The organism is Actinomyces culturomici (assembly GCF_900499005.1).
Taxonomy (GTDB): Bacteria; Actinomycetota; Actinomycetes; order Actinomycetales; family Actinomycetaceae; genus Pauljensenia; species Pauljensenia culturomici.
Genome location: NZ_LS991316.1, coordinates 469,183 through 481,617 on the forward strand (window position 1 = coordinate 469,183; position 12,435 = coordinate 481,617).

The 12,435-nt window shown below is 70.8% G+C and carries 8 protein-coding genes and 1 tRNA gene; 6 read left to right on the forward strand and 3 right to left on the reverse strand.

Annotated elements, in window-relative coordinates; translation table 11 throughout:
* Positions 1-2: 2 nt before the first annotated feature.
* A complete protein-coding gene (locus tag DY157_RS02035; RefSeq protein ID WP_235827099.1) occupies positions 3-3,836 on the reverse strand; it encodes a multifunctional oxoglutarate decarboxylase/oxoglutarate dehydrogenase thiamine pyrophosphate-binding subunit/dihydrolipoyllysine-residue succinyltransferase subunit in 3,834 nt (1,277 codons plus the stop codon).
* A gap of 431 nt (positions 3,837-4,267) precedes the next feature.
* On the opposite strand from DY157_RS02035, the gene DY157_RS02040 reads away from it, so the two are divergent.
* The 4 genes from DY157_RS02040 (at position 4,268) to DY157_RS02055 (ending at position 8,430) form a co-directional block, all read left to right on the forward strand.
* Positions 4,268-5,581 (forward strand): hemolysin family protein, encoded by a 1,314-nt coding sequence (locus DY157_RS02040; protein WP_115727880.1) that lies wholly within the window; start codon positions 4,268-4,270, stop codon positions 5,579-5,581.
* Positions 5,578-6,645 (forward strand): hemolysin family protein, encoded by a 1,068-nt coding sequence (locus DY157_RS02045; protein ID WP_115727001.1) that lies wholly within the window; start codon positions 5,578-5,580, stop codon positions 6,643-6,645. Before DY157_RS02040 ends, DY157_RS02045 begins: the two co-directional genes overlap by 4 nt.
* 118 nt (positions 6,646-6,763) lie before the next feature.
* Entirely contained in the window at positions 6,764-7,615 is an 852-nt protein-coding gene (locus DY157_RS02050; protein WP_174232101.1) for a M23 family metallopeptidase, read from the forward strand.
* Positions 7,612-8,430 (forward strand): glycerophosphodiester phosphodiesterase family protein, encoded by an 819-nt coding sequence (locus tag DY157_RS02055; protein WP_115727003.1) that lies wholly within the window; start codon positions 7,612-7,614, stop codon positions 8,428-8,430. Before DY157_RS02050 ends, DY157_RS02055 begins: the two co-directional genes overlap by 4 nt.
* Before the next feature lie 49 nt (positions 8,431-8,479).
* Here DY157_RS02055 and DY157_RS02060 read toward each other — a convergent pair whose 3' ends face one another.
* Positions 8,480-9,889, reverse strand: coding sequence for a sodium:proton antiporter (locus DY157_RS02060; RefSeq protein ID WP_115727004.1), 1,410 nt, complete (start codon positions 9,887-9,889; stop codon positions 8,480-8,482).
* Between the two features lie 273 nt (positions 9,890-10,162).
* Here DY157_RS02060 and DY157_RS02065 point away from each other — a divergent pair, with 273 nt between their 5' ends.
* Entirely contained in the window at positions 10,163-11,317 is a 1,155-nt protein-coding gene (locus tag DY157_RS02065) for a DUF5808 domain-containing protein (RefSeq protein WP_115727005.1), read from the forward strand.
* 258 nt (positions 11,318-11,575) lie between these two features.
* On the opposite strand, the gene DY157_RS02070 is transcribed toward DY157_RS02065, so the two are convergent.
* Positions 11,576-11,648, reverse strand: a tRNA-Arg gene (locus DY157_RS02070).
* Positions 11,649-11,794: 146 nt separating this feature from the next.
* Here DY157_RS02070 and DY157_RS02075 point away from each other — a divergent pair.
* On the forward strand, positions 11,795-12,250 hold the full coding sequence (locus DY157_RS02075) for a ribose-5-phosphate isomerase (RefSeq protein WP_115727006.1): 456 nt from the start codon (positions 11,795-11,797) through the stop codon (positions 12,248-12,250).
* The last annotated feature ends 185 nt before the right edge of the window (positions 12,251-12,435 follow it).

Below are 12,435 nucleotides of genomic sequence, written 5' to 3' on the forward strand. Positions count from 1 at the left end.
GGTCAGCGGTCGAACGCGCGCGCGAGCAAGTCGGCGTTCTGCTCCTTGTGCAGCGACGCGCGTCCGGCCGCGGTCGTCGCCGATTCGGGCCTCGAGACGAGGCGGACCGGCGTCGACCACTCCATGAACATGTTGAGAGCGAGGAACGCCCACGCGCCCTGATTCTTCGGCTCGTCCTGGACCCAGAGGAGCTCGGCCGCGGGGTACGCGGCGAGAACCTCGCGGATCTCGGCCTCGGGGAGCGGGTAGAGCTGCTCGAGCCGGACGATCGCCGTCGAGCGATCGCCGCGCGCCTCGCGCTCTCTCACCAGGTCATAGTAGACGCGACCGGTGCACAGGAGGACGCGCGTCACCGACGCCGGATCGATCGCGGCGTCGACCTCGCCGATCACCGGGCGGAAGGCGCCGGAGGTGAACTCCTCGACCGACGAGGTCGCGGCGGAGAGCCGGAGGAGCTGCTTCGGGGAGATCGCGATGAGCGGCTTGCGCGGGCGCGTGTACGCCTGGCGGCGCAGCATGTGGAAGTGGTTCGCCGGGGTCGACGGCTGGACGATCCACATGTTGTCCTCGGCGGCGAGCTGGAGGTAGCGCTCGATGCGGGCCGACGAGTGATCGGGGCCCTGACCCTCGTAGCCGTGGGGGAGGAGCATGACGAGCGAGGAGCGCTGGCCCCACTTCTGCTCGGCCGAGCAGATGAACTCGTCGATAACCGTCTGCGCGCCGTTCGCGAAGTCGCCGAACTGCGCCTCCCAGATCGTGAGGGCGTCGGGGCGCTCGACCGAGTAGCCGTAGTCGAAGGCGAGGACCGCGTATTCGGAGAGCGGCGAGTCGAAGACGTCGAACTGCGCCTGGTTCTCCGTGAGGAACTGGAGGGGCGTGAATTCGCGGCCGTCGACGTGGTCGTGGAGGACCGCGTGGCGTTGGACGAAGGTCGCGCGGCGCGCGTCCTCGCCGGACAGGCGGATCGGGGTGCCCTCCATGAGGAGCGTGCCGAAGGCGAGGAGCTCGCCGAAGCCCCAGTCGATCGGGCGCTTCCCGTAGGCCATCTCGCGGCGGCGCTCGCACAGCTGCGCCATCTTCGGGTGCGGGGTGAATCCGGCGGGGTAGGCGACGTGGGCGTCGCCGATGCGGCGGATCTCTTCGGTCGAGGTCGCGGTCTGCCAGCCGATCATCATGCCCTGGCCGGGGAGCTGCGACTCGGGCATCACCCAGTCGGACTCCTCCTCGCGCTTCTCGGGGCGCCAGCCCTTCTCACGGGTCTCGCCGAGGATGCGGGAGAGCTCGTCCTCGTACTCGGCGGTCGAGGCGCGGGCCTCGTCCTCGGTGAGCTGGCCGCGGCCGACGAGGTTGCGGACGTAGACGGCGCGCGTCGAGGGGATGCGGTTGATGAGCGCGTACATCACCGGCTGGGTCATCGACGGGTCGTCGCCCTCGTTGTGCCCGCGGCGGCGGTAGCACACCATGTCGATGATGACGTCCTTGTGGAAGGTCTGCCGGTACTCGAAGGCGAGGCTCGCGACGCGGACGACGGCCTCGGGGTCGTCGCCGTTGACGTGGAGGATCGGGACCTGGAGGCCCTTCGCGAGATCGGTCGGGTAGCGGGTCGAGCGGCCCGAGGTCGGCCCGGTGGTGAAGCCGATCTGGTTGTTGACGATGATGTGGATCGTGCCGCCGGTCTTGTAGCCGGTGAGCTGGCTCATGTTGAGCGTCTCTTGGACGACTCCCTGGCCGATGAAGGCGGCATCGCCGTGGATGAGCACCGGGATGATCGGGAGGTCGGGGTCGCCGAGCTGCTCCTGCTTCGCGCGGACGATGCCCTCGAGGACGCCGTCGGCGGCCTCGAGGTGCGAGGGGTTGGCTCCCATGTAGACCTTGGTCGCGACGCCGTCCTCGAGGGAGTACACGCCCCAGGTGCCGAGGTGGTACTTGACGTCGCCCGAGCCCTGGACGGTCGACTTGTCCTGGTTGCCCTCGAACTCGGAGAAGATCTGGGCGTACGACTTGCCGGCGATGTTCGCGAGGACGTTGAGGCGCCCGCGGTGCGCCATGCCGATCGCGACCTCGTGGACGCCCTCGCGGGCCGAGCGGGCGAGGAGCTCGTCGAGCATCGGGATGAGGGATTCGCCGCCCTCGAGGGAGAAGCGCTTCTGGCCGACGAACTTCGTCTGGAGGAACTCCTCGAAGGCCTCGGCGCGGATGAGCGTCTGGAGGATCCGGCGCTGCTCGGCGGGCTCGGGCACCTCGTAGGGGAGCTCGATGCGCCGCTGGACCCAGGTGCGCTGCTCGGGGTCCTGGATGTGCATGTACTCGATGCCGACGGAGCGCGTGTACGTGTCGCGCAGGCGGGCGAGGATGTCGCGCAGGACCATCTGGTCCTGGCCGCCGAAGCCGCCGGTGGGGAAGGGCCTGTCGAGGTCCCACACGGAGAGGCCGTAGCGGGTGATGTCGAGGTCGGGGTGGCGCCGAACCCGGTAGGCGAGCGGGTCGGTGTCGGCGGCGAGGTGGCCGCGCGAGCGGTAGGCGTGGATGATCTCGGCGATGCGCGCCGGCTTGCCCTTCTCGCGCTCGGGGTCGTACTCGTGGTCGGCCTCCCACGCGTAGGGGTAGTGGGGGACGTGGAGCGAGGCGAAGACGCGCTCGTAGAAGCCGTCGAGGCCGGAGAGCTTCTTGTCGATGAGGCCGAGGAACTGGCCGGAGGCCGCGCCCTGGATGATGCGGTGGTCGTAGGTCGAGGACAGGTACATGACCTTCCCGATGCCCATCGCCGCGAGCTTGCGCGGCGACACGCCCCGGTACTCGGCCGGGTAGTCGGTCGTCCCGACGCCGATGATGACGCCCTGCCCCTTCATGAGGCGCGGGACCGAGGTCGTCGTCCCGAGGGTGCCGGGGTTGGTGAGGGTGACGGTCGCGCCCTGGAAGTCCGCGGTCCCGAGGTCGCCCTTGCGGGCGCGGTTGACGAGGTCCTGGTAGGCGTCGACGAACTCCATGAAGGTGAGAGTGTCGGCCTCGTGGATGACGGGGACCATGAGGGACCGCTCGCCGTTCTTGTTCTTCACGTCGATCGCGAGTCCGAATCCGACGTGGGCGAGGCGGTGGATCGCCGCCTTCGTTCCCTCGGTCTCGTAGCGGACGTTGAGGTCGGGCATCTCGCAGAGGGCCTCGACGAGGGCGTAGCCGATGAGGTGCGTGAAGGAGACCTTGCCGCCGATCGTGCGGGCGAGGTGGGCGTTGAGGAGCGCACGGTTCTCGATGAGGAGCTTCGCGGGGACCTGGCGCTGCGAGGTCGCGGTGGGGACGGAGATCGACTCGTCCATGTTGCGGGCGGTCGCGCGGGCGACGCCCTTGAGGACGTGGAGCTCGTCCTTGGTGCGCGCGTCGGCGCTGCGGGCGGCGGCGGCGTGCCCGTGCATCTGGCGCGTGTAGGGGGAGGTTGCCTCGGCGATTCGCGAGGGCGGGGCGGGCGGCAGGTCGGAGCGGGTGACCGACTCGACGTTCGTCGTCGGCTCCTCGTGCGCGTCCTCCTCGAAGGCGGCGTCCGCGGCGACGACAACGGTCTTCGGCTCGCCGAAGGTCTCGGTTCCGTGGACGTGGGGTGAGGTCGCGGCCGGCGCGTAGGCGTGAACGGGGGCCGCGGGCGCCTCGGCGGATTCGCGCGCCGCCGGAGCGGGGGCGGCGGGCTCGGCGGCGGGCGAGGGCGCGACGAAGCCCTCGGGCGGCTCGGAGACGGGAACCGGCGGGCGCGAGGCGCGCAGCTGAGGGGGAGCGGATTCGGTCGCGAAGTACTGCCTCCAGGAGGCGTCGACGGAATTCGGGTCCGCCGCGTAGGCCTCGCGCATCCTCTCCACGTACCAGCTCTCCGCACCGGGTCGGTCTCCGTTGGAAGGCGCCACCTCGGCCTCCTTTTCCGCTCGCCATCGAACCAACGCGGCAAGTGTAGAACCGGCATGGGCCTTTAGGCCCGACTTGGTGGAGATTCGATCGAGGTCGGACGGAAACTTGGTCCGCGCCTGAAGTTCGGAGACCCCTCCTTGACCCGTTGCGGGGGCGCACTGGGGGAACGGGGTGCACCGACCGCCGTTCCGAGGGCGGCCCGGCGTTCTTCCGGCGCGCGGACGCGCCCCACCGCATCGCGGATTCGCCGCGCCGAGGGCGGAGGACCCCGACTAGACTGAGGGGACGATGGACGACGACAGTACGGGCCGAGAGCCCCTTCACCGCCCGATCCGACCGCGCGCCCCGAGGAGTCGACGTGCTCGTTGATCTCCTCATGCTCGCGCTGGGCGTGCTCCTCACCGCCGGCACCTTCGTCTTCGTCTCCGCGGAGTTCTCCCTCGTCGCCCTCGACCAGGCGGTCGTCGAGAAGCGCGCGAGCGCCGGCGACAAGTCGGCCGCCGGAGTCCTCAAGGCGACCCGCTCGCTCTCGACGCAGCTGAGCGGCGCGCAGGTTGGTATCACGCTGACGACGATCCTCCTCGGCTACACGACTCAGGCCGCCCTCGCCGAACTCCTCGCCGACGGCCTCGGGAGCGTCGGCGCGGCCGAGGCGATCGCGGCGGGCGCCGCCGCGATCGTCGCCGCGATCCTCGTCAACGCCTTCTCCATGCTCTTCGGCGAGCTCGTCCCGAAGAACCTCGCCCTCGCGCACCCGCTGCGGACCGCCGGAATGGTGGTCCCCTTCCAGACGGTCTTCACGACCCTCGTCACTCCGATCATCGTCGTCCTCAACGGGACGGCGAACGCCGTCCTGCGCCTCCTCGGGATCGAGCCCCAGGAGGAGATCTCCTCGGCGCGTTCGGCCTCCGAGCTCGCCGCGATGGTCCGTCACAGCGCCCAGGAGGGGACGATCGACACCTCGACCGCCTCCCTCCTCACGAACTCGATCAGGATCTCCGAGCTCACGGCCGTCGACGTCATGACGGACCGGGGGCGCCTGCACGTCCTCGACTCCGACGCCTCCGCCGCCGACGTCGTCGCCCTCTCCCACGAGACCGGGCACTCGCGCTTCCCCGTCATCGGGGAGGACCTCGACGACATCGTCGGCATCGTCTCCCTGCGCCGCGCGATCGCCGTTCCCTTCGAACGGCGCGCGGAGGTCCCCGTCGTCTCCGTGTCCCTCATGGCCGACGCGCCGTCGGTTCCCGAGACCGCGCCGATCGGGCCGCTCATGGTCCAGCTCCGCGACGAGGGGCTTCAAATGGCGGTCGTCGTCGACGAGTACGGCGGGGTCTCCGGCGTCGTCACCCTGGAGGACGTCGTCGAGGAGATCGTCGGCGAGGTCTCCGACGAGCACGACGGCCGCCGCCTCGGAATCCGCACGCGCGCGGACGGCGCGCTCCTCGTCCCGGGAACGCTCCGCCCCGACGAGCTCTTCGAGCGGACGGGCGTGGCCCTCCCCGAGGACGGCGCCTACGACACGATCGCCGGACTCGTCATGTCCGAGCTCGGGCGCGTCGCCCAGGTCGGCGACACCGCGTGGGCGCAGGGCTCGAGCCTCGAGGTCGTCGCCATGCAGGGCCGGCGGATCACCCTCATCGCGATCGTCCCGCCCCCCGAGGCCGACGACGAGGAGGTCGAGCTGTGAACGCCGCCTGGGGCCTCGGGATCACCGTCCTCCTCCTCGCCCTCAACGCCTTCTTCGTCGCCGGCGAGTTCGCGACGACCTCGACCCGTCGATCCCAGATCGAGCCTCTGCGCGCCGAGGACGCCCGCGGCTCCGCGCAGGCGCTGCACGCCCTCGAGCACGTCTCCCTCATGCTCGCGATCTGCCAGCTCGGCGTCACGGTCGCCTCGACGACCCTCGGCGTCGTCGCCGAACCCGCCATCGCGCGCCTCGTCGAGGCCCCCCTCGAGAGCATCGGCGCCCCGCCCTCGACGAGCCACGTCGTCGGCTTCGCCCTCGCCCTCACCCTCGTCCTCTTCCTCCACGTCGTCTTCGGCGAGATGGTCCCGAAGAACGTCTCGATCGCGAACCCGGCGCGGATGCTCCTCCTCCTCGCCCCGCCCCTCGTCGCGATCGGCCACGTCGTCCGCCCGATCATCCACGCGATGGACGCGATGGCGAACTGGTTCCTCCGCCTGCGCGGAGTCGAGCCGAAGGCGGAGATCGCCGCGACCTTCACCGCCGAGGAGGTCGCCTCGATCGTCGAGCTCAGCGCCGCCGAGGGCACGCTGAGCGACGACCTCGGACTCCTGACCGGCACCCTCGAGTTCTCCGAGGAGACCGCGGGGTCGGCGATGGTCCCCCTCGACGACCTCGTCGTCCTGCCCGCCGACACGACGCCGGCGCGCGTCGAGCGCGAGGTCGCGGTCACCGGCTTCTCCCGCTTCCCGATCGTCGATGAGACCGGCGCGATCATCGGCTACCTCCACCTCAAGGACGTCCTCTACGCGGACGCCGCCGAGCGCGAGGAACCGGTGACTCCCTGGCGCATCCGGCGCATGGGCACGGTCCACGCGGGCGACGAGGTCGAGGACGCGCTGCGCCACATGCAGCGGACCGGCTCCCACTGCGCCCTCGTCGCCGATGATCTCGGGGAGGTCCTCGGCGTGCTCTTCCTCGAGGACGTCCTCGAGGAGCTCGTCGGCGAGGTCCGCGACTCCCTCCAGCGCGACGATCTCGCGCGGGAGAGGGACGAGGACCGCTGAGGATGTGATCCCGGGCCCGAAGCCTGTCAACACCTGGCAGGCCGTGCCCGCTTCGGTGTATTTTCGAGGGCGGTGCGGCCGTTCGGCCGCGAAGAGCGTCGATGTCGAGGAGAACGGCTTGTCCGACCAGCAGCCCGCGTGCCCGTACCCGTCGCGTCGAGAACTGCGCTCCCGCGTCGAAGCCGAGCACCGCGAACAGGCTCCGTCGCGCGCCCCCCGCCCCAACCGGCGCGGCGCCCTCAAAGTCGGACTCCTCGCCTCCCTCGCCGCGATGACCGTCGCCGTCCCGCTCTCCGGGTTCGTCGGCGCGAACTCCTCCGTCGAACTCCCGGCCCGAGCCCCCGGCGCCGTCGCCGGGTCCTCCTGGGCGAACGGCGAGGTCCTCGCCGCCTCGACGGCGCTTGAGGGCTCGCAGACCGCCGCCTCGCGCGCCCGCGTGCGCGCGCCCCTCACGCTCACCACCTGCCTTCCGTCGGGCGAGTCGGCGAACGGCGACCGCGCCGTCACCGTCGATCCGACGACCATCTACTGGCCGCTCCCGCAGGGCTCCTTCGAGATCACCTCGCCCTTCTCCATGCGCGTCTCGCCGATCTCGGGGCAACTCCTCATGCACGAGGGCATCGACATGTCCGCCCCGATGGGCACGCCCATCCATTCGGTCTACTCCGGCGTCGTCGTCGAGGTCTCGGAGAATTCGCACTCGGGCGCCCTCGTGAAGATCAAGCACACGCGAGACGACGGCTCGGTCTTCTACACGATGTACCTCCACCAGTACATGAACGAGATCCTCGTGAAGGAGGGGCAGACGGTCGAGGCCGGGCAGAGGATCGGCGCCGTCGGCTCGAACGGCTGGTCGACCGGCCCGCACCTTCACTTCGAGGTCCACGACTCCAACGATCAGCCCGTCGATCCGCAGGCCTGGCTCGCGGACGAGAACGCGATCTACATCGGCGAACAGGCCTGCTCATGATGCCCGTCTCCTCGCGCGTCGGCCCGCTCGTCCTCGCCCATCGGGGCGGCGACGAGGAGGCGTCGGAGAACTCCCTCGAGGCCTTCGCCAGCGCCCACCGCCTCGGCATCCGGCATATCGAGACCGACGTCCACCTCACCGCCGACGGATACGTCGTCATCAGCCACGACCCGACCGTCGACCGCTGCTTCGACGGAACCGGGGCGATCGCCGATCTCACCTGGCGCGAGATCTCGCGGCTCCGGGACTCCCAGGGCCACCCGATGGCGCTCCTCGCGCAGGCCCTCGAGGCGTTCCCCGACATGTACTTCAACATCGATGCGAAGGCCGCCGGCGTCGAGGGTCCGCTCCTCAAGGTCCTCGAGGAGCACTCGGCGCTCGATCGCGTCGTCCTCGCGTCCTTCTCCGAGTCGCGACTGCGCTGGATCCGCGAGCGGACCGGCGCCCGCGTCGCGACTTCGATCGGCGTCGACGCCGTCGTCCGGCTCGTCGCCGCCGCGAAGACTGCGACCGCTCCAAAGCTTTGGCGCGTCCCCGGCGCCCATCAGGGCGTCGTCGCCGCGCAGGTGCCCGTGACCTACGGGCTGCTCACCGTCGTCGACCGCCGCTTCGTCGCCGCCGCCCACACCGCCGGACTCGCGGTCCACGTGTGGACCGTCGACGAGCCGGAGGAGGTCCTCGCCCTCGTCGGACTCGGAGTCGACGGCCTCGTGACGAACAAGCCGCGCCTCGTTCGCGATCTGCTCGCCGAGCGCGGCCTGTGGGAGGAGCCCGCGGCGCCCGGCGAGACGGGGCGCCAACTGCCGCGCGATTGAGCGCCCCGCTTCGTCGTCGGTCCGAAGGCCGCGCCTTCGCGGCCCGCCGCTACTCCTCCGAGGCCCTCGCCGCTTCGAGGCCGCGCGCCTTGACGACGCGGTAGGCCGCGAGAGCGATGAGCGCCGCGGTGACGAGGAGTCCGCAGACGTGGGAGATCGTCGACTCCGCGATGAAGAGGAGGCACATCGCGGCGAGGATCGGGACGAGGAATTCGAAGGCGCGGACGACGTATCCGCCGAAGCTCGGCATCGGGACGCCGTCGGCGTCGGCGACCGACTTCACCATGAAGTTCGGACCGTTGCCGATGTAGGTGATCGCGCCGCAGAGGACCGCGCCGAGCGCGATCGGGACGAGGAAGTACTCGGGGACTCCCGCGACGAGCGTCCCCTCGCCGCCGAGCGCCTTGCCCATCTCGAAGAAGGTCGCGTAGGTCGGCGCGTTGTCGAGGACCGAGGAGAGCGACCCGGTGAAGAGGAAGAAGGTGACGCGGTTGAGGGGGAGCGAGGGGGCGACCTGCTCGAGGTAGCGCAGCGCCGGGGCCATCGTCGCGAAGATGCCGATGAACAGCGTGGCGACCTCGGCGATCGGCCCCCAGGTGAAGGCGTTCTCCTCGAAGCGGACCTTCTTGTCCCCGATCCGGTAGGAGATCGCCGCGGCGGCGAGCATGACGAGCTCGCGCCAGGGGACGAGTTCGGCGCCGTGGGCCTCCCCGGCGGCGACGAGCTCGCCGTCCCACGAGGGGATGAACGCGACGGCGATGATGACGACGGCGAAGAGGAGGAGGTTGAGGCGCCCGCGCAGGCGCAGCGGCGTGATCTCGGCGGAGTCGCGCGCGATGTCGGCCTTCGACTCCGAGGCGTAGCGGACCGAGTCGATCGAATAGTACGTGCCGAGGAGCAGGACGAGGACGAAGAGCCACTCCTTCCAGAGGCGCAGCGTCCAGAGGAAGGGCACGCCGCGCAGGAATCCGAGGAAGAGGGGCGGGTCGCCGAGCGGGGTGAGGAGGCCGCCGCAGTTCGCGACGACGAAGATCGTGAAGAGGACCGTGTGGACGCGGTGCTCGCGCTCCTTGTTCGTCGCGAGGAGCGGTCGGATGAGGAGCATCGCGGCGCCCGTCGTCCCGATGAAGGACGCGAGGACGCCGCCGATCGCGAGGAAGATCGTGTTGTTCCGCGGCGTCGCCCGGATGTCGCCCTCGAGGTGGACGCCGCCGGAGATGACGAAGAGCGCGAAGAGGAGCGCGATGAACTGGAGGTACTCGATCGCCGTGGCGACGAGCGCCCCGGTCCCCGCCATGGAGAGCATGAAGAGCGACGTCGGGATGCCGAGGACGAGCGCGACGAGGAGCTGGCTGCTCCGCTTCTCCCACCAGTGCTCCGTCGCCGGGATGATCGGGAGGAGCGCGATGCAGGCGAGCATCGCGGCGAAGGGGAGGAGCGACCACCACTGGAAGGTCATGGGATTCCTGTCCGTCGACGAAGCGGCGCGCGATCTGCGCGGGACTTCCGTCAGGGTACCGCCGCCTCCTCGTCCCCGGTGGGGGCGTCCGTCCCAATCTCCTCCCGTCGCGGGCGCCCGGCCCCGGCCTCGTCCGCGATCCCCGCGCCGGCGGGACCGCGCCACGGCCCCCAAGTCGACGCCGACCTCATGCACCCGCGATCCTCGCGCCGGCGGGACCGCGCGGGTATAGCGTGACGGCGAGGGGCGCCCGCCCCGCGAAAGGCAGCCGCGATGCGCGTCGCTCTCGTCCTCGGAGTGTCCTCGCTCCTCTTCGGGCTCGTCCTCGCCGTCGTCCCCGAGCTCTCCGATCGTTCGCGGCCACTCGGCGCGGCGGTTCCCGCCGATCGGCTCGGGGATCCCGCGGTCCGTCGCGCTCTTCGGACCTGGAGGATCGGGTGCCTCGTCCTCGCGCTCGCGGTCTTCGGGGCGGTCCTCGCCCTCGGCGCTGCGACCGGAGGCGAGGGTCTCGGGCGCTGGTACGTCCTCCTCCTCTTCGCTCAGCTCGCCGCCTCCCTTCTCCTCTGGACGAGGGCGAGGCGGGGCGTCGTCGAGGCGAAGAGGAGGGGCTCCTGGTTCGCCGGGCCGGGCAGTGCGGCCCGTGCGGACGTTCGTCGTCCTGGCGGCGTCGGACGGGAAGGGCGTCGGGCAGACCGAAGCGCCCGGGCCCGCGGTGAAGACTCTTCGCGCGGGGGCTCGGGGCGTGCGCCCGACCGCGCACCCGCGATCGGAACGCTTCTCTGGTTCGGGGCCGCGCTCATCGTCCTCCTCGTCTCCGGCGTCGTCCTCTTCGCGAACTACGCGGCCCTGCCCGATCCGTTCCCCACGCACTGGGGCGCGAATGGCGTCGCCGACGCGTGGACGGCGAAAACGCCGCTCGCGGTCGCCGGTTCGCTGCTCGTCGGAACGGGGCTACTGGCTCTCCTCGGGCTCGTCGCCTGGGCGGTGCGCCGGTCCGCGGCCGGGCTCGATCCGCGTCAGGCGGCCCGCACGCGCCTGGGGGAGCGGGCAATGGGTCCCCTCGCCTTCGCGATGGCGCTCGTCTTCGCGCTCGTCTCGCTCCTCCCGTTCTTCCGGGCGGAGCGAGCGGGGACCGCCGTGCTCATCGTCTCCCTCGTCCCGATCGCGCTCGTCCTCGCCTGGCTGATCGTCGCGTCGCTGCGCCTCGGTCGGCGCGAGGCGGCTGGGACGGACGGGGCGGAGTCGGACGACGACGCGCACTGGCTCGGCGGGCTCGTCTATTCGAATCCGGCGGACTCTCGGCTCCTCGTCCCCAAGCGCGCGGGCGTCGGGATGACGCTCAATGTCGGGCATCCGGGCGGGCTGGCGCTCGCGATCGGCCTCCTCGCGCTCGTCGTCGTCGCCGTGGTCCTGCCCTTCGCGCTCTGACCGCGCGTGAGAGGGAGAAGGCTCGTGGGCGGCGCGATCAACGGCACCCTAATGGGATTTGAGGTGCCGTTGGAGCGGTTGGGGTGGAGGGGGAGGGGGCGTTTCTGGTCGTAACGGCACCCCAATGGGATTTGGGGTGGCGTTGGAGCGGTTGGGGTGGAGATGGAGGGGGAGGGGGCATGAGCCGTTGGGCGTCTGCGGCCGGCGCGGACAACGAAGTTCCCGAGCGCGTGGAGCACGCCCGAGGACTTCACTCGGTGCCCCGAACAGGATTCGAACCTGCGACCTTTCGCTCCGGAGGCGAACGCTCTATCCACTGAGCTATCGGGGCCGACGGTCGGCCAGTCTAGCAGGGCGCGCGCCCATCCGACGAACGCGCTCCGCCCTCGTCGTGGGCCGTTCGCCCCGCTCCCTGAGGTCGTGACGGGTGTCATACTGGAGGGGCTGATCGAAATCGTCACCCAAGGAAGGGCATCAATGCGCGTTCACATCGGAACCGATCACGCCGGCTACGAACTCAAGGAGCAGGTCGTCGCCCACCTGCGCGAGGCCGGCTACGACGTCGTCGACCACGGCGCACACGAATACGACTCCCTCGACGACTACTCGCCGTTCTGCCTCGAGGCGGCCGAGGCCGTCGTCGCCGAGCCCGGCTCGCTCGGCGTGGTCATCGGCGGTTCGGGCAACGGCGAGCAGATGGCCGCCAATCGCGTGAAGGGCGTCCGCGCGGCGCTCGTGTGGAACGACTCGACGGCGCGCCTCGCCCGCGAGCACAACAACGCGAACGTCGTCTCGGTCGGCGCCCGCCAGCACACCGTCGAGGAGTGCCTCGCCTTCATCGACGCCTTCCTCGAGACCCCCTTCTCCGAGGACGAGCGCCACCAGCGCCGCATCTCCCTCATGGACGAGTATGAGGAGGCGCACCGCAAGTAGGCGCGTCGCACTCGTCGGGGCCCTTCCGGATCGTTCCGGGAGGGCCCTTTCGCGTTCGGCCGTCGGTTCGCCTTCCGGTCCTCGGATCGACGAGGCCGGGGCGGTGCGTCCAACGGGCGGGGAGATCCCCTCGACGCGCGAACGTGATGCTCTCGGTGAGGGCGTGCGGGCAGTGGATCCGGAGG